The sequence below is a fragment of the Planomonospora parontospora genome (genome assembly GCA_014647935.1).
GTDB lineage: Bacteria > Actinomycetota > Actinomycetes > Streptosporangiales > Streptosporangiaceae > Planomonospora > Planomonospora parontospora.
In genome coordinates this window covers 176,376-201,680 of the sequence record BMQD01000006.1, presented here as the reverse complement: position 1 = coordinate 201,680, position 25,305 = coordinate 176,376, and the positions used below count along the sequence as shown (strand labels likewise).

General features: G+C 74.4%; 24 protein-coding genes. 10 read left to right on the top strand and 14 right to left on the bottom strand.

Annotated elements, in window-relative coordinates:
- Nucleotides 1-48: 48 nt before the first annotated feature.
- From IEZ07_RS11950 to IEZ07_RS11935, 4 genes are read left to right on the top strand one after another with little or no spacing between them, the layout of a single operon-like run.
- Nucleotides 49-963 carry an ATP-binding cassette domain-containing protein gene (locus IEZ07_RS11950; RefSeq protein ID WP_191894812.1) on the top strand — a complete coding sequence of 305 codons (915 nt, stop codon included), beginning with the start codon at nucleotides 49-51 and terminating at the stop codon, nucleotides 961-963.
- Nucleotides 964-966: 3 nt separating this feature from the next.
- Nucleotides 967-1,761 (top strand): ABC transporter permease, encoded by a 795-nt coding sequence (locus tag IEZ07_RS11945; protein ID WP_191894811.1) that lies wholly within the window; start codon nucleotides 967-969, stop codon nucleotides 1,759-1,761.
- 11 nt (nucleotides 1,762-1,772) lie between these two features.
- The gene (locus tag IEZ07_RS11940) at nucleotides 1,773-2,996 is read left to right on the top strand and encodes a sensor histidine kinase (RefSeq protein WP_191894810.1); all 1,224 of its coding nucleotides are present in this window, start codon (nucleotides 1,773-1,775) and stop codon (nucleotides 2,994-2,996) included.
- Entirely contained in the window at nucleotides 2,987-3,631 is a 645-nt protein-coding gene (locus IEZ07_RS11935) for a response regulator transcription factor (RefSeq protein WP_191894809.1), read from the top strand. Before IEZ07_RS11940 ends, IEZ07_RS11935 begins: the two co-directional genes overlap by 10 nt.
- A gap of 30 nt (nucleotides 3,632-3,661) precedes the next feature.
- Here the strand turns inward: IEZ07_RS11935 and IEZ07_RS11930 are convergent, their stop codons facing one another.
- Nucleotides 3,662-4,555: a carbohydrate kinase family protein gene (locus tag IEZ07_RS11930; protein WP_191894926.1), complete on the bottom strand. Its 894-nt coding sequence runs from the start codon at nucleotides 4,553-4,555 to the stop codon at nucleotides 3,662-3,664.
- A gap of 178 nt (nucleotides 4,556-4,733) precedes the next feature.
- On the opposite strand from IEZ07_RS11930, the gene IEZ07_RS11925 reads away from it, so the two are divergent.
- From IEZ07_RS11925 to IEZ07_RS11910, 4 genes are read left to right on the top strand one after another with little or no spacing between them, the layout of a single operon-like run.
- The gene (locus IEZ07_RS11925; protein ID WP_239319806.1) at nucleotides 4,734-7,487 is read left to right on the top strand and encodes a bifunctional acetate--CoA ligase family protein/GNAT family N-acetyltransferase; all 2,754 of its coding nucleotides are present in this window, start codon (nucleotides 4,734-4,736) and stop codon (nucleotides 7,485-7,487) included.
- Nucleotides 7,488-7,543: 56 nt separating this feature from the next.
- Entirely contained in the window at nucleotides 7,544-8,137 is a 594-nt protein-coding gene (locus tag IEZ07_RS11920; RefSeq protein WP_068898669.1) for a DUF5998 family protein, read from the top strand.
- Nucleotides 8,134-9,249, top strand: coding sequence for an alkaline phosphatase family protein (locus tag IEZ07_RS11915; protein WP_239319809.1), 1,116 nt, complete (start codon nucleotides 8,134-8,136; stop codon nucleotides 9,247-9,249). The genes IEZ07_RS11920 and IEZ07_RS11915 overlap by 4 nt, the downstream gene beginning before the upstream one ends.
- Nucleotides 9,246-10,058: a sulfurtransferase gene (locus IEZ07_RS11910; protein ID WP_191894807.1), complete on the top strand. Its 813-nt coding sequence runs from the start codon at nucleotides 9,246-9,248 to the stop codon at nucleotides 10,056-10,058. The genes IEZ07_RS11915 and IEZ07_RS11910 overlap by 4 nt, the downstream gene beginning before the upstream one ends.
- Here IEZ07_RS11910 and IEZ07_RS11905 read toward each other — a convergent pair.
- Genes IEZ07_RS11905 through IEZ07_RS11890 form a run of 4 tightly spaced genes read right to left on the bottom strand, consistent with a single transcriptional unit; the run spans nucleotide 9,998 to nucleotide 14,807 of the window.
- Complete coding sequence (locus IEZ07_RS11905) at nucleotides 9,998-12,652, bottom strand: CHAT domain-containing protein (protein WP_191894806.1); 2,655 nt, start codon at nucleotides 12,650-12,652, stop codon at nucleotides 9,998-10,000. The genes IEZ07_RS11910 and IEZ07_RS11905 overlap by 61 nt on opposite strands.
- Complete coding sequence (locus IEZ07_RS11900) at nucleotides 12,649-13,128, bottom strand: hypothetical protein (RefSeq protein WP_191894805.1); 480 nt, start codon at nucleotides 13,126-13,128, stop codon at nucleotides 12,649-12,651. The genes IEZ07_RS11905 and IEZ07_RS11900 overlap by 4 nt, the downstream gene beginning before the upstream one ends.
- Nucleotides 13,125-13,682, bottom strand: coding sequence for an RNA polymerase sigma factor (locus tag IEZ07_RS11895; RefSeq protein ID WP_068898660.1), 558 nt, complete (start codon nucleotides 13,680-13,682; stop codon nucleotides 13,125-13,127). The genes IEZ07_RS11900 and IEZ07_RS11895 overlap by 4 nt, the downstream gene beginning before the upstream one ends.
- 60 nt (nucleotides 13,683-13,742) lie before the next feature.
- Nucleotides 13,743-14,807 (bottom strand): S8 family peptidase, encoded by a 1,065-nt coding sequence (locus tag IEZ07_RS11890; protein WP_191894804.1) that lies wholly within the window; start codon nucleotides 14,805-14,807, stop codon nucleotides 13,743-13,745.
- 385 nt (nucleotides 14,808-15,192) lie between these two features.
- On the opposite strand from IEZ07_RS11890, the gene IEZ07_RS11885 reads away from it, so the two are divergent.
- Nucleotides 15,193-15,687, top strand: a complete 495-nt coding sequence (locus IEZ07_RS11885; protein WP_068898656.1) for a DUF3145 domain-containing protein — start codon at nucleotides 15,193-15,195, stop codon at nucleotides 15,685-15,687.
- Nucleotides 15,688-15,868: 181 nt separating this feature from the next.
- Here the strand turns inward: IEZ07_RS11885 and IEZ07_RS11880 are convergent, their stop codons facing one another.
- The 9 genes from IEZ07_RS11880 to IEZ07_RS11840 all read right to left on the bottom strand — a co-directional run bounded on the left by IEZ07_RS11880 (nucleotide 15,869) and on the right by IEZ07_RS11840 (nucleotide 24,432).
- Entirely contained in the window at nucleotides 15,869-17,311 is a 1,443-nt protein-coding gene (locus IEZ07_RS11880; protein ID WP_191894803.1) for an acyl-CoA carboxylase subunit beta, read from the bottom strand.
- Between the two features lie 12 nt (nucleotides 17,312-17,323).
- Complete coding sequence (gene fabF / locus IEZ07_RS11875) at nucleotides 17,324-18,556, bottom strand: beta-ketoacyl-ACP synthase II (protein ID WP_191894802.1); 1,233 nt, start codon at nucleotides 18,554-18,556, stop codon at nucleotides 17,324-17,326.
- A gap of 53 nt (nucleotides 18,557-18,609) precedes the next feature.
- Complete coding sequence (locus IEZ07_RS11870; RefSeq protein WP_068898652.1) at nucleotides 18,610-18,849, bottom strand: acyl carrier protein; 240 nt, start codon at nucleotides 18,847-18,849, stop codon at nucleotides 18,610-18,612.
- Between the two features lie 74 nt (nucleotides 18,850-18,923).
- The gene (locus tag IEZ07_RS11865) at nucleotides 18,924-19,877 is read right to left on the bottom strand and encodes a beta-ketoacyl-ACP synthase III (RefSeq protein ID WP_191894801.1); all 954 of its coding nucleotides are present in this window, start codon (nucleotides 19,875-19,877) and stop codon (nucleotides 18,924-18,926) included.
- Between the two features lie 73 nt (nucleotides 19,878-19,950).
- On the bottom strand, nucleotides 19,951-20,883 hold the full coding sequence (locus tag IEZ07_RS11860) for an ACP S-malonyltransferase (RefSeq protein ID WP_191894800.1): 933 nt from the start codon (nucleotides 20,881-20,883) through the stop codon (nucleotides 19,951-19,953).
- 118 nt (nucleotides 20,884-21,001) lie between these two features.
- Nucleotides 21,002-22,111 (bottom strand): PucR family transcriptional regulator, encoded by a 1,110-nt coding sequence (locus tag IEZ07_RS11855; protein ID WP_068898935.1) that lies wholly within the window; start codon nucleotides 22,109-22,111, stop codon nucleotides 21,002-21,004.
- 176 nt (nucleotides 22,112-22,287) lie between these two features.
- Nucleotides 22,288-22,773 carry a DUF350 domain-containing protein gene (locus IEZ07_RS11850; RefSeq protein ID WP_191894799.1) on the bottom strand — a complete coding sequence of 162 codons (486 nt, stop codon included), beginning with the start codon at nucleotides 22,771-22,773 and terminating at the stop codon, nucleotides 22,288-22,290.
- 65 nt (nucleotides 22,774-22,838) lie between these two features.
- Entirely contained in the window at nucleotides 22,839-23,999 is a 1,161-nt protein-coding gene (locus IEZ07_RS11845) for a glutathionylspermidine synthase family protein (RefSeq protein WP_191894798.1), read from the bottom strand.
- A 10-nt stretch (nucleotides 24,000-24,009) separates the two neighbouring features.
- Complete coding sequence (locus tag IEZ07_RS11840; RefSeq protein ID WP_239319813.1) at nucleotides 24,010-24,432, bottom strand: hypothetical protein; 423 nt, start codon at nucleotides 24,430-24,432, stop codon at nucleotides 24,010-24,012.
- 122 nt (nucleotides 24,433-24,554) lie between these two features.
- Between IEZ07_RS11840 and IEZ07_RS11835 the strand changes: the two genes are divergently transcribed.
- Entirely contained in the window at nucleotides 24,555-25,256 is a 702-nt protein-coding gene (locus tag IEZ07_RS11835; RefSeq protein WP_191894797.1) for a helix-turn-helix transcriptional regulator, read from the top strand.
- Nucleotides 25,257-25,305 lie beyond the last annotated feature (49 nt).

Genomic DNA, 25,305 nt, shown 5'->3' with positions numbered 1-25,305 from the left:
GGCCCGCCCCCATGGCGGGCGGCCCGGCGGACGCCTAGCGTGGCCGGCATGATCAGCCTCAGGGGATTGAGCAAGCGCTACGGCGACCGGACGGCCGTCGAGGACCTGTCGCTGGAGCTGAAGCCGGGCGCGGTCACCGGCTTCCTCGGGCCGAACGGGGCGGGCAAGTCCACCACGATGCGGATGATCCTCGGCCTCGACCGCCCGACGGCCGGGACGGCGCTCGTCGGGGGCGTGCCGTACCACGAGATCAGGCACCCGCTGCGGACGGTCGGTGCGCTGCTCGACGCGCGCGCGGTGCACCCGGGGCGCAGCTGCCGCGCGCATCTGCTGGCGCTGGCGCGCAGCAACGGCATCGCGGGGAGCCGGGTGGAGGAGGTCCTCGAAGCGGTCGGGCTGGCGGACGCGGCGCACCGGCGCGCCGGTGCGCTGTCCCTGGGCATGAGCCAGCGGCTCGGCATCGCGGGCGCGCTGCTGGGCGACCCCGAGGTGCTGATGTTCGACGAGCCGGTCAACGGGCTCGACCCCGACGGCGTGCGCTGGGTGCGCCGGTTGATGCGCTCGCTGGCCGGCGAGGGCCGCACGGTCTTCGTCTCCAGCCACCTGATGAGCGAGATGCAGCTGACCGCCGACCACCTGGTGGTGATCGGGCGGGGCCGCCTGATCAGGGACGCGCCGCTGGCGGAGGTCATCGCCGACAGCGCGCTGACCGCCGTGGTCGTCCGCAGCCCGCACGCGGGCGACTTCTCCGTACGGCTCGCCGCCGCCGGGATCCGGGTGGAGCGGTCGGGTGAGAACGAACTGGTCGCCACCGGCGCCGGGATCGAGCGGATCGGCGACCTGGCGTACGAGGCGGGCATCCGGCTGCACGGCCTGCGCACGCGCGAGGCCTCACTGGAGCAGGCCTACGAGGAACTGACCGCGGGCAGCGTGGAGTACGGCGCCCGGAAGGCGGAGGCGTGAACGATGGGGATCGGTGACCTGGGCCGGGCGGCCGCCGCCGAGTGGACGAAATTGTGGTCGGTCCGGTCGACCTGGTGGTGCCTGGCGGGCACCGTCGTGCTCATGGTGCTGAGCGCCCTGACGCTGGGCGGGGCCACGGCGACGGAGATGCTCCGCGACGGCGGGACGGCGAGCCTCCCCGCGGGCGAACCGGTGGTCTCGGCGACGATCTTCGCCCAGTTCGCGCCGGTCGCGGCGGCGATGCTGATGATCACTTCGGAGTACTCCTCGGGCGGTGTCCGCACCACCCTGCAGGCCGTCCCGGTCCGCGGCCGGATGCTCGCCGCCAAGGCGCTGGTGGCGGCGGCGGTGGCGTTCACGGCGGGAGTGGTGTCCGGCGGCGCGGCGGCGGCGGCCGTCCACGTCGTGCTGTCCGGCGAGCCGTTCGGCGGACACGTCACCCTGCCGCCCGTGCAGACCGCCCTCGACCTGCTGGGCGTCGGCCTCTTCTTCGCGCTGGTGTCGGTGATCACGGTCGGCGTGGGAGCCGCGATGCGCAGTGCGGCGGGCACGCTGACCGCGGTGTTCATGCTGTTGATGGGCCTGCCGCTGCTGCTGGCGGCGACCGGTGCGCCTCCGGCGCTGGAGGTGGCGCTGCGCATGCCGCTGCCGGCCGGGCTGGCGTTCATGGGCAGCACCGACAACCCGACCGGCGGCCCCATCCCCTACCCGGCGGGCGAGGGGCTCGCCTGGCTGCTCGCGTGGACGGCGGCGGCGGTGGCGGCGGGCCATGCCGTACTGCGCCGGCGCGACGCCTAGACTCCGCGACCATGTCGGCCGATCGGATCGCGCGCGTGCTGGCGGGGATCGTCACCGGTACGATCCTGGGCCTGGCCGAGTTGCTCTTCGTCTGCCTGCTCCGGCCCGCGGCCGTGATACCGGCCGCGCGGCCCGCCGTGGACCGCGCCGCCGCCCGGCTGGTGGCACTGGAACGGGCCCGGCTGGCCCGCCGGCTCGGCCACGGCACGCCACACTCCTTCCGGCCCGCATCCGGTACGGCGCGGCCGGGCGTCCCCTCCCCGGCCGCCCGCCGCAGGGCAGGCCCGGCGGCGCAGGGCGGCTGCGCCTTCCTGGCCGCGCGCGGCGTGCTCGGCGTGGCCGGCGGATACGTCTGCGCAGTGGGCCTGTTCACCGGCGGGCTCTTCCTCTTCGGCGGGCTGTGGGACCTGGCCTCGGGCGCGTCCGCCTCCGTGCCGCTGGAACTGCCCGGTGTGAAGCTGATCACCAGCGACTGGGTGCTCGGCCTGACGATCGGCACGGTCGCGCTGGCGCTGACCGCATCGGCGGTCCTCGCGGTCGACGCCGCCGACCGCCTCCTGGCCGGCCGCTTCCTGGGACCGGCCGGGCAGGAGCTGATGCGCAGGCGCATCGCCGAGCTGACCGCGACTCGCTCTGGCATCGTGCGGGCCGTCGACGACGAGCGGCGCAGGATCGAACGCGACCTACACGACGGAGTGCAGCAGCGGGGCGTGGCGCTGGCCATGCTGCTGGGCCGCGCCCGGCACGCCCCCGACGCCGCCAGGACCGCCGAACTGGTGGACCAGGCCTACGTCGAGTCCCGCCGACTGCTGGACGAACTGCGCAGCGTGGCCTGGCGGATCTACCCGACGGCCCTCGACGAGCTGGGGCTCCAGGACGCGCTCGAGGGCGTCGCCGAACGGTCGGCCGTACCGGTGACCGTGCACTACGGACTGGCCGGCAGGCCCGTCTCCGAGGTGGAGACGGCCCTGTACTTCGTGGCCAGGGAGGCGATCACCAACGCGGTCAAGCACGCGGGGGCGCATGACATCCTGGTCGTCCTGACCGAGGACGAGCGGACGGTGAGCGTGGTGATCTCGGACGACGGCTGCGGTGGCGCCGATCCTTCGGGAGGAGGCCTCTCCGGGCTGGCCCGGCGTGTCCTGGCCCTCGACGGCGACCTCGTCGTCGACAGCCCGGCGGGAGGCCCCACCGAGGTCACCGCGAGGCTGCCCAAGGCGGTGCCGTGCGAGTGATCCTGGCGGACGACTCGGTGCTGCTCCGTGAGGGCCTGAGCCGGCTGCTCGGCGACGCCGGCCACGACGTCGTCGCCGCGGTCGGCGACGCACGGGCACTGCTCGACGAGGTCGAGCGGCACCGGCCCGACGTGGCCGTCGTCGACGTGCGGATGCCGCCGACCCATACCGACGAGGGACTGCGGGCGGCGCTGGAGATCCGCGAGCGGCGGCCGGAGGTCGGCCTGCTCGTGCTGTCGCAGTACGTGGAGAAAACCTACGCGGCCGCGCTCCTGGCCGGGTCCGCCACGGGTCTGGGCTACCTGCTCAAGGACCGGGTCTCGGAGGTGGCCGACTTCCTCGACTCGCTCGAGCGCGTGCACGCGGGCGGTGCCGTCTTCGATCCCGAGGTCGTCCGCCGGCTCCTCGCCCGGACCACCCGCGCCGACCCCCTGAGCAGGCTGAGCGGGCGCGAGGCGGAGGTCCTGGAGCACCTGGCGCAGGGCTTCGTCAACGCGGCGATCGCCGCCCGCCTGCACGTTTCGCTGAGCACCGTCGAGAAGCACGTCAACGCCATCGTGGACAAACTCGACCTGCCGCGCGACCCCGACTACAACCGGAGGGTGCTGGCGGTCCTGCGCTATCTCGGCGGCTGACCGGCGGCCCGCCGCCGCACGGCCGGTCGGTCAGAGGCGGGGGCGGGCGCCGAGGTGGGCGATGGCCTTGGCGGCCAGGCGGTTGCCCGCGGCGAGGGCCTCGGCCGGGGGCTTGCCCTCGAGCCAGGCCGGCAGGAAGCCCGCGGTGAACGCGTCACCGGCGCCGGTGCCGTCGACCACGCGCTCCACGGACTCGGCGGGGGCCCGGACGGGTTCGCTGCGGCTGTTGGAGTACCACAGCGAGCCCTCGTCGTTGAGCTTGATCACGACCTGGGGGAACCAGGCGGTGAGCACCTTGGCGGCGGCGGCCGGATCGTCACGGCCGGTCAGGACCTTGGCCTGGTCGGCGTTGGCGAACAGCAGCTTGGCGTTCTGGGTCCACTCCAGGAACGGCTCGGCGCCGGTGCGCTCCAGCGGGGCCGAGGAGGCGCAGTCGACCGAGACGGTCATCCCCGCGCGGCCGGCCATCTCCAGGGCCGCCAGCCCGGCCTCGCGGGAGCCCTCGTTGATCAGGGTGTAGCCCGACAGGTGGAGGTGGCCGCCCTGGGCGAACAGATCACGGGGGAGGTCCTCGGGGGACAGGGCCGCGTTGGCGCCCGGGTCGGAGAGCATGGTGCGCTCGCCCTTGTGGGTGACGAGCACCACGCAGGTGCCGGTGGGGCGCTCGGGGTCCATGACGAGGCGGGCGTCGACGCCGTACCCCATGAGCTCCATGTCGCGGTTGCGGCCGGTGATGTCGGCGCCGCGGCGGCCGATGAAGGCCACCTCCGAGCCCTCCACCGCCAGCCACGAGGCGATGTTGGCCCCCGACCCGCCGCCGTGCATCGTGACCACGGCCGGTGTGTCGCTGGCCCGGGCCAGCGGATAGCGAGCCCGCGCGACCGCGTCGGTCATGAGATCGCCCACCACGACCACCCGCGTCATGATGTCCACCGCCTTGTGACTTCGATGCCGAACGTGCTTAGGGGACCGCGAAAAACCTAACAGTTCCAGGCCTGGATGGGGGGGCCGGATCGGACACGGGACCGCAGTCGATGCACAAGCGTTGCGCTAACCCACCCGGCTGGTCCGACATGTGGGATTCGCGTCTACCCTCGGGACTGTGGAGGCTCAATACCCCGCCCACTGGGAGGCGGACGTCGTCCTGTCCGACGGCGGCACCGCACACGTGCGCCCGATCCGGCCCGCCGACGCCGACCGGCTCAGGACCTTCTACTCCCGGCTGTCCGAGGAGTCGATCTACTTCCGCTTCTTCGGCCCCCGCCCCCGCCTGTCGGACCGGGAGGTGACCCGCTTCACCAACGTCGACTACGTGGACCGGGTCGCGCTGATCGCGACGATCGGCACCGAGATGGTGGCCGTGATCCGCTACGACCGGATCGACGCGGAGGAGGCGGAGGTGGCCTTCCTCGTCGAGGACGCCCACCAGGGCCGCGGCGTCGCCTCGGTCCTGCTGGAGCACCTGGCCGAGACCGCGCGCGAGAACGGCATCGCCCGGTTCGTCGCCGACGTGCTGCCCGCCAACCAGAAGATGATGGGCGTGCTCAAGCAGGCCGGCTACACCGCGCGCAGCCGCTTCGCCGACGGCGTGGTGCGGATGACCCTCGACCTCACCCCGACCGAGACCTCCCAGGAGGTGACCGCCTCCCGCGAACACCGGGCCGAGGCCCGCTCCATCGAGCGGCTGCTGACCCCGGGCTCGGTGGCGGTGGTCGGCGCCGGCCGGGAGCCCGGCGGCGTCGGCCAGACCGTGCTGCGCAACCTGCTCGGCGCGGACTTCACCGGACCGGTCTACCCGGTCCACCGCGAGGCGCGGGCCGTCGCGGGGGTCCGGGCCTACCCGAGCGTGACGGCCATCGACGGCGAGGTGGACCTCGCGGTGCTGGCCGTACCGGCCGACGGGGTGATCGACGTCGTCAAGGAGTGCGCGGAGAAGGGCGTGCGCGGGCTGATCGTGGTCTCCTCCGGGTTCGGCGAGACCGGGCCGGAGGGGCGGGCCCGGCAGGACGAGCTGGTCCGCATCGCCCGCGCGTACGGCCTGCGCGTCGTCGGCCCCAACTGCCTCGGCATCGCCAACACCGACCCGGCCGTCCGGCTGAACGCCACCCTCGCCGCGACCGTCCCAGGGCGGGGCAGGGTCGGCTTCTTCAGCCAGTCGGGCGCGCTGGGCACGGCGCTGCTGCAGCGGGTCGCCCAGCGCGGCATGGGCATCTCCTCGTTCGTCTCCGCGGGCAACCGGGCCGACGTTTCCGGCAACGACCTGCTGCAGTACTGGGAGGAGGACGCCGCCACCGACGTGATCCTGCTCTACCTGGAGTCGCTGGGAAACCCGCGCAAGTTCGCCCGGCTGGCCCGGCGCATCTCCCGGCGCAAGCCGATCGTGGTGGTCAAGAGCGGCGGCACCACCCAGGGCGTGCCCATCGGCCACGCCGCCCAGGTGCTCGGCCTGCCCGACACCGCGCTCAGCGCGCTGTTCGAGCAGGCCGGGGCGATCCGGGTGGACGACCTGATCCAGCAGTTCGACGTGGCCCAGCTCCTGGCCCACCAGCCGCTGCCCGCCGGGCCGCGGGTCGGCCTGGTCGGCAACTCCGACGCGCTGGCGCTGCTGGCCGTGGACGCGTGCGTGCGCGCGGGGCTGGAGCCCCGGCCGCCGGTGAACCTCGGCGCGCGCGCCGGGGCCGCCGAGTTCGGCGCGGCCCTGGCCTCCCTGCTCCCGGAGGTGGACGCCGCGGTCGCCATCTACATGCCGCCGATCCCGGGCCGGGCCGCGGAGGTCGCCGCGGAGCTGCTGCGCGTCGCGGGCGAGGGCGGCAAGCCGGTGCTGGCCACCTTCGAGGGGCAGCTCGGCATGCCCGCGGAGCTGCGGGTCGGCGCGGAGGTGCCCGATCGGGGTTCCATCCCGTCCTACGCGGCGCCCGAGGAGGCGGTCCGGGCCCTGGCCCACGCCGTGCGGTACGCGCGCTGGCGGGAGCGGCCCGCCGGCGTGCCGGTGGAGGAGCCCGGCGTCGACGCCGCCGCCGCGCGGGGGCTCGTCGAGCGGCTGCTGGCGGCCCCGCCCGGAGAGGACCCGTCCGGCGGGGCCCCGCCGGACGGCGTTCCGACCACGGAGACGGCCGAGACGGCGGGGACGGCGGAGGCGCCGAGGACCGCGGAGGCGGCCGTGACCGCCGGGGAGGCCGCCGAGCGGGTCCCCTCCGAGGCGGAGGTCGCCGAGCTGCTGGCGTACTACGGGCTGACGGTCTGGCGCGCCGAGGTGGTCGCCTCGCCGGAGGCGGCCGTGGACGCGGCCGAGCGGCTGGGCTGGCCGGTGGTGCTCAAGGCCGCCGACCCGGAGGCGGCCAAGCGGGCGGGGACGGTCCGGCTCGGCCTGGCGGGCCCGGACGGGGTGCGCGACGCCTTCGCCGACCTGCTCCGGCAGCTCGGTCCCGACGCCGTGCTCGCCGTGCAGCGCATGGTCCCGCAGCCCGCGGTGCCGACCGTGGTGAGCGTCGTGGAGGACCCCGGGTTCGGCGCCGTCGTCTCCTTCGGGCTGGGCGAGGTGACGGCCCGGCTGCTGCGGGACGAGGCCTACCGGCTGGCCCCGCTGACGCGCGAGGACGCGGCCGAGCTGGTCGAGTCGCCGCGCGCGGCGCCGCTGCTCTTCGGCGAGTACGGCTACCCGCCGGTGGCCGTCGAGGCGCTGGAGGAGCTGCTGGTCCGGGTCGGCAGGCTGGCCGACGACCTCCCCGAGGTGGCCGGGCTCGACCTCGACCCGGTGCTGGTGGGGGAGTCGGAGGTGGTCGTGCTGGGGGCCCGCGCCGTACTGCGCCATCCCGGCGGGCCCCGTCCCGACGGGGGGCCGCGGCGGCTCAGCTGAGGGGCGCCGCGGCGCTCGGGGTGAAACAGACGCCCGGGACAGGGCAGGATGGACCCATGAGGGAAACCCGACTCTCGACCGCGGGCCTGCGCGAGGCCATCGACCGCAGTGGCTACTACCCCGACCTGGTGGCCGACGCCGTCGAATCCGCCCTGGGCAAGGAGCAGGTGGACGCCTACGTGGTGCACCACGAAGCCACCTTCGACCCCGCCATGGAGGTGCGCCGGCACGTCACCGTCCTGGTGCTCTCGCCCACCCGCCTGCTGGTCTGCCACACCGACGAGCACCCGGCGGTGGAAGGAGTCTCGGCGTCCCACGCCTCCACGACCACCGAGGCCGTGCTCCTGCGCCGGATCCAGTCCGTGGCCGTCACCCGCGTGGTCCCCGATCCCGCCTCCTACGTCCCGGGCGTGCCTCCCACCGAGGTCACGCTCACCATCGGCTGGGGGGCGATCTCCCACATCGACCTCGAGCCGGCCGCCTGCGGCGACGAGAACTGCGAGGCCGACCACGGCTACACCGGCGCGGTCACGGCCGACGACCTCTCCCTGCGGGTGAGCGAGGCCGCCGACGGCCCCGAGGCCGTCTCCCACGTGCTCGCCTTCGCCAAGGCGCTGTCGGAGGCCACCGCCCGCGCCGCCGCCTCGTGAGCCCCCTCGTCCCGGCGTACGGCGAGGCGTCGCTGGCAGACCTGTCCTCCTCGCTCCTGGCCGTGCTGGGGATGGACGGCGCCAACCCGCTGGGGCTCGCCCCCGCCGACCGGGTGCTGCTCTTCCTCGTCGACGGCCTGGGCGCGGAGCTGCTGCGGGCCCATCCCGAGGCGGCCCCCTTCCTGTCGTCGCGGGCGGGCCGGACGCTGACCGCGGGCTTCCCCGCCACCACGGCGACCAGCCTGGGCACGCTCGGCACCGGCCTGCCGCCGGGCGAGCACGGCATGCTGGGCTACCAGCTGGCCGTCCCCGGGGCGGGCTACCTGTTCAACTGCCTGCGCTGGACCGCGTTCGGGCCGCTGATCGCGCCCGAGGAGTGGCAGCCCACCGCGACCGTCTTCGAGCGCGCCGCGGCGGCCGGGATCAGCACCAGTTACGTGGCCCCGGCCCAGTTCGAGGGCACCGGCTTCAACCAGGCCGTCTACCGGGGCGTCCGCTTCGTGGGCGCCGACGCGGTCGACGACCGGGTCGAGGGGGTCCGCCGGGCCCTGGCCGAGCCCCGCGCGCACGTCACCGTCTACTACGGCGACCTCGACGCCGCCGGCCACATGCGCGGCTGGGGCTCCCCCGAGTGGCTCGACCAGCTCGCCCGGGTCGACCGGATGGCCGAGCGCCTGGCCGAGACCCTCCCGCCCGGGTCGGCGATGTACGTCACCGCCGACCACGGCATGGTCAACGCCACCGACCGGATCGACGCCGACGCCGTCCCCGCCCTGCGCGAGGGCGTCGCCCTGCTGGGCGGCGAGGCCAGGGCCCGCCACGTCTACGCCGCGCCGGGGGCGGCCGGAGCCGTGCTGGAGTCCTGGCGGGGTGTCCTGGGGGAGGCGGCCTGGGTGGCCTCGCGGGAGGAGGCGGTCGAGTCCGGCTGGTTCGGTCCCCGCGTCCGCCCGGAGTGGCTGCCCAGGATCGGCGACGTGGTCGCCGTGCCGCGGGCCGGGACCGTCGTCGTCGCCTCGGCCGCCGAGCCGCTGGAGTCGTCGTTCACCGGCTACCACGGCTCCCTGACCCCCGCCGAACAGTACGTCCCGCTCCTGGAGGTGAGCACCCGGTGAGCCCGCTGATCACTCCCGGAGACCTGGCCGCGCTGACCGCGGCGTCCGTCCTCGACGTGCGCTGGGCGCTCGGCGGCCCGCCCGGGATCGAGTCCTACCGGCAGGGGCACGTCCCCGGCGCGGTCTTCTGCGACCTGGAGGCCGACCTCGCCGCGCCCCCGGGCCCGGAGGGACGCCACCCCCTGCCGGAGGCCGGCCGCTTCCAGGACGCGATGCGCCGCCTCGGCGTCTCCGGCTCCCGGCCCGTCGTGGTCTACGACGACGCCGGCTCCACGGCCGCCGCCCGGGCCTGGTGGACGTTGCGCTACTTCGGCCATCCCGACGTCCGGGTCCTCGACGGGGGCCTGCGCGCCTGGACCTCCGAGGGGCGTCCCGTCTCGGTCGAGGCGCCCGAGCCGCCGCCCGGTGACTTCACCGCCCGCCCGGGGGGCATGCCCGTGCTCGACGCCGCCGCGGCCGCGGAGCTGGCCGCCGACGGGATCCTGCTGGACGCCCGCGCCGCCGAGCGCTACCGGGGGGAGGTCGAGCCGGTCGATCCGGTCGCCGGGCACGTCCCCGGGGCGGTCAGCGCCCCCACGACGGAGAACCTCGACCCGTCCGGGCGCTTCCACCGGCCGCATTTCCTGCGGGAGAGGTTCAACACCCTCGGGGCGGTGCCCGGCATCGCGGTGGGGACCTACTGCGGTTCCGGCGTGACGGCCGCCCACCAGGTCCTGGCGCTGGAGGTCGCGGGCATCCCGGCCTCCCTCTACGTCGGGTCCTGGTCCAACTGGGTGGCCGACCCCTCCCGGCCGGTCGCCACCGGCTGATCCCCGTACCCGAAGCAGGCGAATCCGGCCGTCCCCGTCCGCCCGGCCGCCGCGGCCAGCGCCGCCGCGGGCGGGCGTCCGGCGGCCAGCAGGCCGTGGAAGACCGTCATCAGCGCCAGGGTCTCGTCGTCGCGCACCGGGACCAGGCCCGCCACCACGCACCGCGTGCCCGACGACAGGAACGCTCCCGCCAGCCCCAGCGGCGTCCCGTCGGCGGGGGCGTGCGCCATCCCCGCGTCGCACGCCGACAGCACCACCAGTTCCGGCGGCGTGCGGATCCGGAGCAGGTCGTAGGCCATGAGGCGGCCGTCGTCGAGGTCGATGCCGGACAGCAGCGGGCTGCGCGCGCTGAACGTCCCGTGGGCCGCCAGGTGCGCCACGCCGGCCCGCTCCAGCGCCGCCAGGACCGTGCGCCGGGCCGCGGGGACCAGCTCCGTCCCCGGACGGCGGGCGGCCACCATGCGGACCTCCGCCTCGGCGCAGCGCAGACCGGGGCCGGCCACCGCCGCGGTCCCTCCGCCCGTGCCTCCCCCCGGGGGTACGGCACGCCACGCGGCCAGCCAGGCCGAGGCGCTCGGTGCGACGGTCACCGGCCGGTCCGCGTTCGACGGGAGCACCGGCCAGGGCAGGGTGTGCAGCGGCCCGGCGGGTACGATCACCAGCGGCCGGTCGCCCAGGCGGGGGAGCAGCGGGCCGAGGAGCAGCCGCTCCACCGCCGCAGCCTCCGCGGTCAGGCCGGGCGCGTCCCCGTCGAGCAGGTGCCTGCGGCGCAGGCCGTACCGGAGCCGGACGGTGGCCTCGGCGGCGGCCGCGAGGGAGCCCAGGCGGCGCAGCAGGACCCTGTCGGGTGTGACCGCGACGACGGCCAGCTCGTCGCCGTGGCGGACGAACTCGACCAGCGCGGCCTCGCCCAGCGCCGCACGCAGCTCCTCCGGACCGGGCACGGCACCGTGACCCGTTTCCGAGGCCCTCCGAACGCCCCGGGTGGCACCTGCGGGTGACTGGTCCCCGTACCGCACGCTCCTCGCGCCGGCCGGGTCCCCGCAGTCCGCGATCCCCGTGCGCACCGGGCCCCGGTCCTCGGAGGCGCCTGCGGTGCCTGTGAAGCCCTCGAGGCCGACGGCACCGCCGGTGGCCGCCCGCCACCGCTCCGCCCAGGCCAGCACCGTCCGGGCCCGGCCGGTCCGGAGGCCGAGGGCCAGGCCCAGCGCCGCCAGCGGCTCACCCCGGCGGGCGGCGCGGACCCGCTCCAGGGGGTCCCGCGACCGGACCGCGTCCGCTCCGCCGGCCATCAGCCCCGCCCGGGCCGCGGCGAGCGCTCCCCGCCGGTCGCCCGCCGCGGCCCGGCGCAGCGCGGTCGCGTGGTGGGCGGCGGGGCCGCGGCCGGAGGAGGCCAGGAGGCCGAGCAGTCCCTCGGCGGTCCGTTCGTCGCCCAGCCGGAGCGCGAGTTCGGCGGTGGCGAGCCGCAACGGCGCCGACGGGTGGCCCGCCCCGTCGAGCCCGGCCGCGCACGCCAGCATCTCGGCGACCAGCCGGTCTCCCGCGACGGGGTCGGCGGCCTCACCGAGTTCCAGCCGGGCGCGGAGCGCGATCTCGGTGGTGAGCGGGACCAGGAGCGCGCGTTCCTGGCGGATCAGCCCGGCCCGGGCCGCCTCGGCGCTCCGCAGGGCGCGGCGCGGGTCGCCGGTGGCCAGCTCGACCCGGGCGAGCATCAGGCGCGCCTCTGCGAGGGCCGTCTCCGCGCCCGCCGCCTCCAGTTCCGGCACCGCCTGGTCCAGCAGCACCCGCGCCTCACCGGGCAGCTGGGCCGAGACCAGGGCCTCGGCCAGGTCGCAGCGGACGGTGGCCAGCCGTTCCGGATAGTCGGACAGGATCCGCTCCGCCCGCCGGTAGGCGGTGAACGCCGCGGGCAGGTCACCGCGCCGGGCGGCGAGGAACGGCAGGTTGCCCTCCGCCAGCGCGAGCACGTGGTGCAGCCCGGCTGCCCCGGCCAGCCCGGCGCTCCGCGTCAGATCGGCTTCGGCCGCCGCGAACTCCCCGAGGTACACGCGGGCGAGCCCCCGGTTCAGCGTCGCCCCGGCCAGGAAGGCGGGGTCCTCGCCGAGCACGCCCTCGGCGCGGTCGCAGTGGCGGACCGCCTCGTCGTAGCGGCCCAGCCGGACCAGGGCCGAGGCGCGGTTCACGCCGAGCCTGCCCGCCTCGACCGGGGTGAGGTACGGCTCGGCGGCCGTCGCGATCGTCAGGGCCTCGGCCGGATGGCCGAGCTCGGTCCTGACGTGGACGAGGGAGAGCCGGGCCTGCGCGGCGCGGTGGGGCAGACCGGCGGAGAGCGCGATCCGCTCGGCGCGGCGCAGGTGCTCCTCGGCCAGGTGCAGGTCGCCCAGCTCGCGCGCGGCCAGCGCCAGCGCGCGGTGCGCGACCGCGGCGGCCTCCTCCCGGGCCCCGGCGTCCAGGACGGCGCGGGCCAGTGCGCGGGCCCGGCCGGGATCGCTGCCGGAGAGGCGGACCGCCCGCTCGGCCGCAGCGACGGCATCGGTGGCGGTGTCCATGGCGGTGTCCGGCACGGCGGGCGGGCCGAGGGGAACGGCGGTCATTCAGGCCGGATCCGGGTCCAGCTGGTGGCGACGGGTGGATGGCCCGGGCGGTGGCACACCACGCTGAACCAGCCGGGAGGCAGGCCGACGACGGCGAACTGCCCCGTGGGGGAGAGCTCTCGCGACTCGGTCAGGCAGGGGGTGCGGACCTCCGCCCGCGCTCCCGCCCCTGGGGGAGGGCAGACCCGCCCGGCCAGGTCGACCAGGCCCCCGGAGGAGTCGACGTCCAGATCGACGGTGAGCCCGTCCGCGCCGAAGCGGAGCAGGCGGGCCCGTCCGGTGGAGCGGATGCCGGAGGGCGCGGGCACGGCCAGCGGCCGGGCCGTGGCGGCGCCGGGGAGCCGCAGGCCGAAGGCCGCCCGGGCGGTGGCCGTGACCTCGTCGGGCACGGGGTCGTGCCCCGAGGCCAGGCGGAGGGCGGCGATCAGGGACTCGTCGTCGGAGGAGGAGCCGAAGGAGGAGGGAGCGCGCGTCATGACGCCGCCTCCTGCGGGACGAGCAGGGAGCGGAGCCGGTCGAGACAGCGGCGCCGGGTCGGGCCGTAGCTGCCGGTGGGCATGCCCAGGCGTCCGGCCAGCTGGTGGACGCCCGCGTCGGGGGCCGCGGCCATGAGGCGGAACAGCGACCGGCAGGGCTCGTCCATGCTCTCCACGGCCCGCCACAGCCGGCGGCCCTCGTCGGCGGTCAGCACGGCCAGCACCGGATCCGCGGAGTGCCCGGCGCCGACCGGATCGGCGGGCTCGACCGGTTCCGCGGTCAGCTGCTCGCCCCGGGTCCGTCTCAGCAGGAGAGCGGCCTCACGCCTGGCCGTGGTGCACAGCCACGAGGAGATCCGCTCCGGATCGCGGATGCCGGGCAGGCTCTCGACGAGCCGCAGCCACGTCCCCTGCACGACGTCGGACGCGTCCGCCGCGCTCAGCCCGTGGGCGCGGACCACGGACCACACCAGGGGGCCGAAGTGCTTGACCACCACGTCCCAGGCGTCCTGGTCTCCCGCCAGCACGGCCTCGATCGTGTGCTGGTCGACCACCGGCGCCTCCGTCCCCGCCGGGCACCCGGAGTGCCCGCCTGATCACTTCGGGTGGAGACTTTACCTTGGCAGGGGGACGGCGGTCCCCAGATCGGAGATCTTCCGGGTGCCGCGCGGGTCGAGGACGCGGGCCACGGCCTCCTTCGGCGCCACGTCCCGGGTGGCCGCGGCGACGGCCCCGGCCACCACGGCGGCGGCGAAGGAGGTGCCGCTCCAGCGCGCATAGCCGCGGAAGGCCCCGTACTCCAGGAAGGTGCTGGTCAGCCACTCGCCCCGGGCGCAGGCGTCCACCCACGGGCCGTAGGCCGAGAAGGGAGCCCGATCCTCCTCCGCGGCGTCCAGGGCGCCCACGGCGACCACCTCCGGCAGCGCGGCGGGCCAGAACGGGCGGTCCGAGGCGGTGTTGCCGGCGCAGGCGACCACCGCCGTGCCGGCCAGCCCGCCCAGTGCCGCCTCCACCAGCGGGGAGGGCCGGTCGTCGAAGGTGTGGCAGCCGAAGGAGAGGTTGAGCACCTGCGGCGGGTCGGCGCGGAGCCGGGCCAGCGCCCGCAGCAGCCCCGCCTCGTCGCCGACGCCGTGTCCGTCCAGCACCTGGAGGGGGTGGAGCCGGGCTCCGGGGGCCGATCGCAGGACCAGCCCGGCGACGAAGGTGCCGTGCCCCGCCTGGGCGTCCAGCACGCCGTCGCCGTCCGCGTCGGGGGCCTCGCCGAGCTCGCGCCGCCGCTCCAGGAACCAGGGGCTCTTCTCCCACCACGGGTGCGCGGTCAGGCAGGTGTCGAGCACCGCCACGGTCACGGGGTCCTCGTCCGGAGGCGAGGGAGGGAGGGGCGCGGACGCCGGGGCGGCCGGGAAGGGGCGGGACGCCGGGCCGCCGAAGAAGAGGGGCTGGCCCATCAGGATGTGGTTGGGGGAGGCCCGGTGGCCCCGGTCGCGGACCATGGCCGTCAGGTCGCAGACGTCCACGCCGGGCGAGAGCCGTATCCGGAAGACCCCGTCGGCCTCCGCCGCCGCGGCGGTCCACCGGGAGACGGCCTCCATCCCGGCCGCGTCGGTGAGCAGCTGACCCGCCCTGATCAGGGCCGGCGAGCCCGGGACGGGTTCGACCCGCACGATGTCGGCGTCCATCTGGTCCTCCGGTGTCGGTCACCGCGTCGGTGGAAATCCTCTTCTCCGACCATGCCCCACACGGATCGCCGGGGAGCGGAAGCGGGGATTTCTTTCCGTCGGGCCCGTCTCCCGAGGCGTTCCCGAACGGGAACACCAGATCGAGTTCGGCGGTGGTCACGGTAATGCATTCGCAAAGCCCGGTAAAGAAACGGAACGGACTCCTCGGATCGAAACGGTACGGCCCGCCCGCCGCGATACGAGAGACACTCGCGACGCACCATCTCGGCATGACCCCCCTCTGGTGCGACGTCGCGACCGACGGTAGTCTCTCCTACAGTCACTTGTGATCATCCGCGCACGAGGCCGTTGGGGAAGGCGCACCTCGTACGAAACGGGAGGTCCGGTGTCTGCTCGTGGCGTGCTTTACGTCCACTCGGCTCAGCCCGCGCTGTGCCCTCATATCGAATGGGCGGTCGCGGGTGTCCTTGGCGTGCCCGTAGACCTGACATGGACGCCGCAGCCCGCCGCGCCGGGCCATGTGCGCGCACAGGCCGAGTGGGAGGGGCGGGTGGGGACGGCCGCGGCCATCACCTCCTCGCTGATGGGCTGGCAGCGGATCCGCTTCGAGGTCACCGAGGACGCCTCCCCGGGCTCCGACGGGTCCCGCCACGCCTACACTCCGACGCTCGGCGCCTTCACGGCGGTGATCGGGGCCACGGGCGACATCCTCGTGCCCGAGGACCGGCTGCGCTCCGCCATGCTGCTGGCCCGTCAGGGCCGGGTGGTCCTGGAGGAGGAGCTGGACCGGTTGCTCGGCAAGCAGTGGGACGAGGAGCTCGAATCGTTCCGCTACGCCGGAGAGGGCGCCCCGGTCCGCTGGCTGCACGCCGCCGTCTGAGACCGGATCCGCCGTCTCCTCCTCCCGCGCCTCACCCGCACCTCATCGGTCCATGGAGCGCTCCGGAGGCGTTCCGCCGTGCCGGGAGCCCGTGACCGCCCCCGGGCCGGCGCCGCCCGGTGGGGAACGCCGACGGCCCCGCACGGAGCGATCCGTGCGGGGCCGTCGGCCGTCAGGGGTGTTACAGGGGGATGTTGCCGTGGGCGCCGCGGGCGGGAGTGGCCTGGGCGAGGATCTTGGCGATGGCGCCGCGGGTCTCCTCAGGCTTGATCACCTCGTCCACCACGCCGAGCTCGATGGCCCGGTCCAGGCCGCCCGCGAGGACCTCGTGCTCCTCGGCGAGCCGCGCCTCCAGGGCCGAGCGCTCCTCCTCCGGAGCCGCCGCGATCTCGCGGCGCTTGAGGATGCGCACCGCGGCCAGCGCGCCCATCACCGCCACCTGGGTGGTCGGCCAGGCGAACACCTTGGTCGCTCCCAGGGAACGGGAGTTCATCGCGATGTAGGCGCCGCCGTAGGCCTTGCGGGTCACCAGGGTGACCCGCGGCACGGAGGCCTCGGCGAAGGCGTGCAGCAGCTTGGCGCCGCGGCGCACCACGCCGTCGTGCTCCTGGCCGACCCCGGGCAGGTATCCGGGCACGTCCACCAGCACGATCAGCGGCACTCCGAAGGCGTCGCACATGCGCACGAAGCGGGCGGCCTTCTCGGCGGAGGCGGAGTCCAGGCAGCCGCCCAGCCGCATGGGATTGTTGGCGATCACCCCGACGGTCCGGCCCCCGAGGCGGCCCAGCGTGGTGACGATGTTCGGCGCCCACTTGGGGTGCAGTTCCACCCCGGGCTCGTCGAGCAGGCCCTTGACGAGGGGCTTGACGTCGTAGGCGCGGCGGACGTTCTCCGGCAGCAGGCCGGAGAAGTCGACCTCCTCGACCTCGGTGCGGATGCGGCCCTGGTGGCCCAGGAGCACGGCCAGCCGGCGGGCCTGCAGGTAGGCGTCGGTCTCGCTCTTGGCGACCACGTGCACGACGCCGCTGCGCTTGCTGTGCGGCTCCGGGCCGCCGAGCGCGGCCATGTCGATCTGCTCACCGGTGACGCTGCGGACCACGTCGGGCCCGGTGACGAAGATGCGGCCCTCCTGGGCCAGGATCACGATGTCGGTCAGCGCCGGGCCGTACGCCGCGCCGCCGGCGGCGGGGCCGACGACCACGGAGAGCTGCGGGACCACACCGGAGGCGCGGGTCATCGCGGCGAACACGCGGCCGACGGCGTGCAGGGACTCGACGCCCTCGGCCAGGCGGGCGCCACCGGAGTGCCACACGCCGACGACCGGGACCCGCTCGCGGACCGCGACGTCGTAGGCGTGCACGATGTGCTCGCAGCCCTCGCTGCCCATGGCGCCGCCCTGGACGCGGGCGTCGCTGCAGAACACGACGACGGGCACGCCCTCCATGCGGCCCATCGCGGCGAGCACACCGCTGCGGTCCACCGGCGTGATCAGCCGGATCGACCCCTCGTCGAGGAGGGCGGCCAGGCGCACCTGGGGATCGCGCGGATCGGCGGCCTCCTCGGCGGCCTGGGCGGTCTCGGCGACCCCGGTGCCTTCGGCGGATCTGTTCTCGAGCACAGTCATGGCGGGCTCCTGTCAGAGGCTGGTGAAGGCGACGGCGACGTCGTGTCCGCCGAACCCGAAGGAGTTGTTGATCGCGGCGATCTGGCCGTCCGGCAGCTTGCGCGGGGTGCCGAGGACGAGGTCCACCTCGATGCCGTCGTCGAGGTCGTCCACGTTGATGGTGCCGGGGGCGATCCGCTCGTGCAGTGCGAGGACGGTGAAGACCGACTCGATGCCGCCGGCGCCGCCGAGCAGGTGGCCGGTCATCGACTTGGTGCCGGTCACCAGCGGGTGGCCGCCGATGACCTCCTTGATCGCGACGGTCTCCACCACGTCGCCCGCGGGGGTGGAGGTGGCGTGCGCGTTGACGTGCTTGATGTCCTGGCCGGTGAGACCGGAGTTCGCCAGGGCCCGGCGCATGGCCAGCATGACCCCGGCTCCGGTCGGCTCCGGCTGCGCGATGTGGTGGGCGTCGGCCGAGTAGCCGACGCCCGCGGCGACGGCGTAGACCTTGGCGCCGCGGGCCCGGGCGTGCTCCTCGGACTCCAGCACGACGATGCCCGCGCCTTCGCCGAGCACGAACCCGTCCCGGTTCCTGTCCCAGGGGCGGGAGGCGCCCTGCGGGTCGTCGTTGCGGGTGGACATGGCGCGCATCGCGGCGAACGATCCGATGTTCAGCGGGTGGATGGCCGCCTCGGTGCCACCGGCCACGACCACGTCGGCCCGGCCCGAGCGGATCATCTCGATGGCGTAGCCGATCGACTCGGCGCCGGTGGCGCAGGCGCTGACGGTGGCGTGCACGCCGGCCCGGGCCCCGACCTCGATGCCGATCCAGCCCGCGGGGCCGTTCGGCATCAGCATCGGGACGGTGAACGGCGAGAGCCGCTGCCAGCCCTTCTCCTTGAAGGTGTCGTAGGCGGCGAGGATCGTGGTGATGCCGCCGATCCCGCTGCCCACGACGACGCCGAGCCGCTCGGCGTCGACCTTCTCGATCCCGGCGTCGGCCCAGGCCTCGCGGGCCGCGACGAGCGCGAGCTGCTCGGCCCGGTCCAGCCGCCGTGCCTCCGGCCGGGGCAGCACCTCGGTCGGGTCCACGGCGGCGAAGGCGGCGAACTTCACCGGGACGGAGTCGGCCCAGTCCTCGGTGATGGTGCGTACCCCGGACCGACCGGCGAGGAGCGCCGACCAGGTCGAGGCGACATCTCCACCGAGGGGCGTCGTCGCGCCGAGCCCGGTGACGACGACACGTACCTGGTCTTTACTCACGTTCTGCGCTCCTTGTTCGTGCGGTCCGAGGGTGCGGTCGGGGGCGGCCCCCGTCAGCCCTGGATGAAGTTGATGACGTCCTTGACGGTCTTGAGGTGCTTGAGCTGGTCGTCGGGGATCTCGACGCCGAACTCGTCCTGGGCGGCGACGGCGATCTCGACCATGGACAGCGAGTCGATGTCGAGGTCGTCCACGAAGTTCTTCTCCGGGGTGACCTCGGCGGCCGGGATGCCGGTGATCTCGTTGATGATCTTGCCGATACCAGCGAGGATCTCCTGCTCGGTCATGGCCATGTCGCGTGTTCTCCTTGGGGTCGGTGTTCTTATCGGTCCGCGCGGCGGGGCCGCGCAGGTCTCAGGGGGTCTTCTCAGGGGATCTCGACGACCTGGCCGGCGTAGGTCAGGCCGGCGCCGAAGCCGAGCAGCAGGGCGAGCCCGCCCGAGGGCACCTCGCCGCGCTCGATCATCCGGGACAGGGCCATCGGGATCGAGGCGGCGGAGGTGTTGCCCGCCAGCACGATGTCCTTGGCGACGACGGCGTTGTCGGCGCCGATCCTGCGGGCGATGGCCTCGATGATGCGCACGTTCGCCTGGTGGGGCACGAAGGCCGCGAGTTCGGCGGGGTCCACCCCGGCACGCTCGCACGCCTGCCTGGCCACCGGGTGGAGCGCGGTGGTCGCCCAGCGGAACACGGTCTGGCCTTCCTGCTGGAGGAAGGAGTGGCGGTCCTTGACCATGATCGCGTCGGCCTTGTCGCCGGCGCTGCCCCAGACCACCGGGCCGATGCCGGGGGTGTCGGACGGGCCGACGACCGCGGCGCCCGCGCCGTCGGCGAAGATCACCGCGGTGCTCCGGTCGGTCCAGTCGATCCAGGGGGAGAACCTCTCGGTGCCGATGACCAGCACGTTGGTGGCCGACCCCGCGCGGATCGCGTCGTTGGCGACCGCCAGGGCGTAGCAGAAACCCGAGCAGGCGGTGTTCACGTCGAGCGCGCCGGGGGCGTCGATGCCGAGCCGGGTGGCGACCCTGCCCGCGGCGTTGGGGATCTGCGTCTCCATGGTGCAGGTGGCGACGATCACCAGGTCGACGTCGGAGGCGGGCAGCCCGCTCGCGGCGAGGGCCTTGCCGCCGGCCTGCACGGCCAGGTCGATCTCGGACTCGGCCTCGGCGATCCGCCGCTCCTGGATGCCGACCCTGCTCCGGATCCACTCGTCGCTGGTCTCCATCGTCTTCGACAGGTCGTCGTTGGTGACCACCTTGGACGGCTGGTAGTGGCCGAAGGCCAGGATCTTCGCGCCGGGGGCGCCCTGCGAGACCTTCATCCGTCGATCAGCTCCTCGTTCGCCGTACGGGCCGTTCGTGCCACCGCACCGGTTCCACCGGGTGCGCACCGGTTCACTGCAGGACCGCCCGGGCGGCGTCCAGGTCGTCGGGGGTCTTCAGCGCCACGGTCGCGACACCCCGGAGGGCGCGCTTGGCCAGGCCGGTGAGCGTGCCGCCGGGGAGCAGCTCGACCATCGCGGTGACGCCCCGGTCGGCCATCGTGGCCATGCAGGCGTCCCAGCGCACGGGGTTGGCGACCTGGTTGATCAGCCGCTCCAGGAACTCGCCGCCGTCGGCGACCACGGCGCCGTCGGCGTTGGACAGCAGGGCGACGGACGGGTCGCGCGGCGTGATCGAGGCGACGACCTCGCGCAGGTGGTCGACGGCGGGAGCCATGTGGGAGGTGTGGAACGCCCCCGCGACCGAGAGCGGGATCAGCCGGGCCCGCGCGGGCGGTTCGGCCCTGAACTCCGCCAGCCGCTCCAGGGTGCCGCCGGCCACGATCTGGCCGGCGCCGTTGATGTTGGCCGGGGTGAGCCCGTGCTTGTCGATCGCGGCGAGCACGTCGTCCTCGACGCCGCCGAGCACCGCGACCATGCCGGTCTCGGTCACCCCGGCGGCCTTGGCCATGGCCTGGCCGCGCTCGCGCACCAGGGTCAGGGCCTGCTCGGGGGTGAGGACCCCGGCCAGGACCGCGGCGGTCAGCTCGCCGACGCTGTGGCCCGCGACGAGGCCGGGCCTGAGCGCGCCCTCCGCCCCCGCGGACGGGTCGAGCGGGACGCCGAGGGCCTCGGCGGCGGCCAGGCCGGCGGCCACGAGCAGCGGCTGGGCCACGGCGGTGTCACGGATCGCATCCGCGTCGGCGGTGGTCCCGCAGGCGATCAGATCGAGGCCGACGACCTCGGACCAGGCGGACAGCCGGTCTGCCAGGCCGGGTATCTCAAGCCATGGGGTCAGGAAGCCTGGGGTCTGGGCGCCTTGGCCCGGAGCGACGATGACGAGCACGAAATCCAGCCTGCCCTGTAGAAGTTAGCCACATGGATAGAGATCCGAACGAACTTGGTCCACAGTTTTTTGTAGGAAACCTACGGCAGAGGTTTCGCCCGGGTTAAGTAAGGGGCGATTAGATCGCGGACGTTTCGGACAGCCGTCCGAGGATGAGGCCCACCTGCAGGGTGAACGCCGAGCGGCCCTCCGTCGGTTGGTATCCGGTCAACTCCGTGATCTTACGCAGCCGGTAGCGGACCGTGTTCGGATGTACGAAGAGTAACCGAGCCGTCGCTTCGAGCGATGTACCTTGCTCCAGATACGTGGCGAGCGTGTCGAGCAGCGGGGTGCCGACCAGCGGCAGGTAGACGTTCTGGATCAGCTGGCTCCTGGCGGCCTCGTCGCCGTCGATGGCCCGTTCGGCGAGCAGGTCCTCGGAGTGGACCGGCCGGGGGGCGTCCGGCCATCCGGCGGCGGCGCGCAGGCCCGCGATCGCCGCCCGCGCCGAGCTGGCCGCGGTGTGCAGGTCGCTCACTTCGGGGCCGATCACGATCGGTCCGGGGCCGAAGCGCGGCACCACGTGCCTGGCCGCCGCGTTGACGCTGTCGGCGCCGCCCACGATCACGATCAGCTGGTCGCCCTGGACCCCGGCCAGCATGTCCATCCCGGCCCGGCGGCCCCGGTCGCGCAGGCCGTCGATCACCGCCTGGGGGTCGTCGTCGGGCGCCCGCCCGGCGAGCACGACCACCGGGGAGGAGGTCCAGCCCAGCGCGGCGGCCCACGAGTGCAGGCCGTCGTCCACCTCGCCGCGGACCAGCGCGTCCACGATCAGCGCCTCCAGGCGGGCGTCCCAGGCTCCGCGGGCCTCCGCCTCGCGGGCGTAGACGTGGGCGGCGGCGAAGGCGACGTCGCGCGTGTAGCGGAGCATCGCCTGCTCCAGCTGGTCCTCCCCGCCCGGTGCGGCCAGCTCCCCGGTCCGGGCCTCGACCACCTCGACCACGATCCGGACGATGTCCACGGTCTGCTGCAGCGAGATCGACCGCTTCAGCTCCCGGGGTGCGGTGCCGAAGAACTCGATGCTGGGCGTCGGCCGCCCCTCGCCGGCGTGCTGGAACCACTCCACGAAGGCGGCGATCCCGGCCTGCGCGACCAGCCCGACCCAGGACCTGTCCTCGGCGGACAGGACGCGGAACCACGGCAGCCGGTCTTCCATCCTGGCCATGGCCGCCGTGCCCAGGGTGCCCATGGCCCGTTCCAGCCTGCGCGTGGTGTCCTCGCGGATCTGATCGTTCACGCAATAAGAGTGCCAGGTCGACCGGGATGCGGGAGCCGCGCGGCCGCCGTCGCGGGCGGAGCGGCCCCGCCGTACGGCACCCGTATGGCGCCCGTACGGGTGCCCGTGCGGTGCGGTACGGCGGGAGCCTAGATGACGGCCACGGCGGTGATCAGGCCGATGGCCACGTGCGTGACGGCCAGCAGGCGGGTGCCGGGCTGGAGGTCGGGCTCGGCGACCAGTTCGCGGACGGAGATGCCGGCGACCTTGTCGAAGGCGATCATCCCCACGGTCTGCACGGCGATGCCGACCAACCCGAAGACGGCGGTGGCCAGCAGGCCCTCCTGCAGGGCGCCCCCGGAGGACCAGATCGAGGCCGCGACGATCAGGCCCACGGCGGCCAGCCCGGAGGTGGTGAGCAGGGTCGCGTTGGGGTTGCGGTCGGTCTTGATCAGGTGGCTCAGCTTGCCGGGGATGGCCAGGTCGATCACGTAGAAGCCGATGATCAGCAGGATCACGCCGAGCACCGCGTAGCAGGCGATGGCGAGCGAGCCCCGTCCGAGGAGCTCGGCGAGGGAGATGGTCTGCTCGCCGATCGGCGTGGGGAGCGGGACCGGCTGCGGGCTGGGGCTCATGTGGTTCTCTCCGTGCTGTGGGGTTCGGTGTGCTTGGGAAGATCGGAGGGCGCGGCCTGCGCGGCCTACGGTCCGATGCGGTGCGGGACGAAGGACGAGGTGTTGTCGGTGATCAGCCCGGAGGTCTCCCTGATGCCCAGGCCCGCGGCCTCGTCGCAGACCACCCAGGCACCGAGCACCGGCCGCTGGCCGTCGAAGACCGGCAGAGGCTCGAACGCCTGGTGGACGTAGCCCTCGGCGCCGTAGCCGCCGCCGGTCCGCACGGTCCCGTCCGGGCCGGTGATGCTCATGCTCGCGCCCTCCCGGCCCAGCAGCGGCTTGGCGATGTGCGCGGGCAGGTCGCGGGGGCCGTCGAGGTAGGCGGGCAGCAGGTTCGGGTGGCCGGGGTACAGCTCCCAGAGGATCGCGAGCAGCGCCTTGTTCGACAGCAGCATCTTCCACAGCGGTTCGATCCAGGTCATCGAGACCTGCTGGCGTACGGCGTCGGCCCCGAACGGGTCGGCGACCGCCCACTCCCACGGGTAGAGCTTGCACAGGGTCCGGATCACCCGGCCCTCCACGTCGACGAAGCGGAGGTTGAGCGGGTCCCAGCCGATGTCCTCCATGGCCACCGAGACGGTCGCGAGCCCCGCCTGGTCGGCGGTCTCCTGGAGGTAGGCGAGGGTCATCGCCTCCTCGCCGGTCTCGTCCATGGCGGTCCAGGCGAAGTGCGCGGGCCCGGTGGGCAGTTCGGCCGCGAGCCGCCGCCACCGGTCGATCAGCCGCTCGTGGATGGAGTTCCACTGGTCGCCGCCGGGGTGGACGTCCTGCAGCCAGAACCACTGCACGACGGAGCTCTCCAGCAGGCTGGTCGGCGTGTCGGCGTTGTACTCCAGCAGCTTGGCCGGGCCCGTGCCGTCGTAGCGCAGGTCGAAGCGGCCGTACAGGTGCGGGTCGCGCCGCTCCCAGGAGCGGGCGATCTCCGGCGCGACCCACTCGGGGATCGCGAAGTCGCGGTAGCGGCCGGCGGCGATGACGTGCTCCACCGCGTGCAGGCACATCCGGTGCAGCTCGTCGACCTGCTCCTCCAGGGCCAGGACCTCGTCCATGGAGAAGACGTAGTGCACGCTCTCGTCCCAGTAGGGGCGGCCGAGGCCGCCGGGGTGGGCCGAGCGGTGGTAGGCCAGGCCGTGGCCCTCGATGGTCTTCTCCCAGCCGTCGCGGGGAGGCGAGCTCTCGCGTCTCATGGCCGGAGGGTCAGCCGCCGCTGGAGCTGCGGCCGCCGAAGCCGCCGCGCTGGATCACGGTGCCCTTGCCGCGGCTGACGATGCTGACGTCGGAGGGCTTGACGGTGGTGCCCCTGGCGACCCGGGCGCCGGTCCGGACGCCGCCGTAGTACCAGCCGTAGGCGCCGTGGGAGCCGTGGTAGCGGACGGTGCCGTCGTCGTCGCAGTAGTCCTCGTCCACGACCTCGTAGGAGCCGTCGGGCAGCCGGTTGTCGAGGTTGACGCAGTCGGCCCCGACCTCCTCGTAGTCGTCCTGCGCCGCGCACGCGCCGACGATGAGCAGTGAGACGACGGTGATCCCGGAGATCACGACGGCCTTGGACGCCTTGCCGCCCGGCTCCAGCCGAGCGGGTTTGCGCGGGGGTTTCCGGGCCATCGGGTGTTTCTGCGCCATCGAGCTCCAATGCGAAGTGTCGAGACAGGGTATCCGCGGTCTTTTGACTGTTCAACCGGTTGAACGTGCCCGAAGGTTCCCTTTTCGCGTGGAGTGTCGGTGGCGGCGCGTACCGTCGGAGTGTGAACCGTACCGATCGGCTCTACGCCCTGGTCGAGGAACTGCGCGCGGCCTCGCCCCGGCCCCGCTCCGCACGGGAGCTCGCGGCCGGGTTCGAGGTGAGCGTGCGCACGGTCGAGCGCGACATCTCCGCGCTCCAGCAGTCCGGGGTGCCGATCTACGCCGAGCCCGGCAGGCGTGGCGGTTACGTGCTGGACAAGAGCATGTCGCTGCCGCCGCTCAACTTCACCCCCGCCGAGGCGGTCGCGGTGGCCGTGGCGCTCAGCGAGGCCTCCGGCAGCCCCTTCGCCCTGCACGCCCGCAGCGCCCTGCGCAAGCTGGTGGCCGCGATGCCCGCGCCGGAGGGGGAGCGGGCCAGGCTGCTGGCCACCCGGGTCCACCTGCTCGCCGAGCCGGAGCCGTACCCCCGGGTGTCCCGGGTGATCGAGCAGGCGCTGCTGCACCGGCGGGTGCTGGTGATCGACTACACCGACGTCAAGGGCGAGGCGACCCGCCGGGAGGTGGAGCCCGCCGTCTTCGTGGGCGGTCGCGACGGCCACTGGTATCTCGTGGGGTGGTGCCGGCTCCGCCGCGACGCCCGGATCTTCCGGCTCGACCGGATCGCCAGGGCGGAGGAGACCGACGAGCCCTCGCCCGAGCACCCGCCGGAGCGGTTCGCGCCGCAGGTGCCGGGACTGGTCTTCGGAAATCCGGAACTGGATTGAAAACACCGACATAGGGTTGTCGCCGGGCCGGTTCATCGTAGAGGTGTTC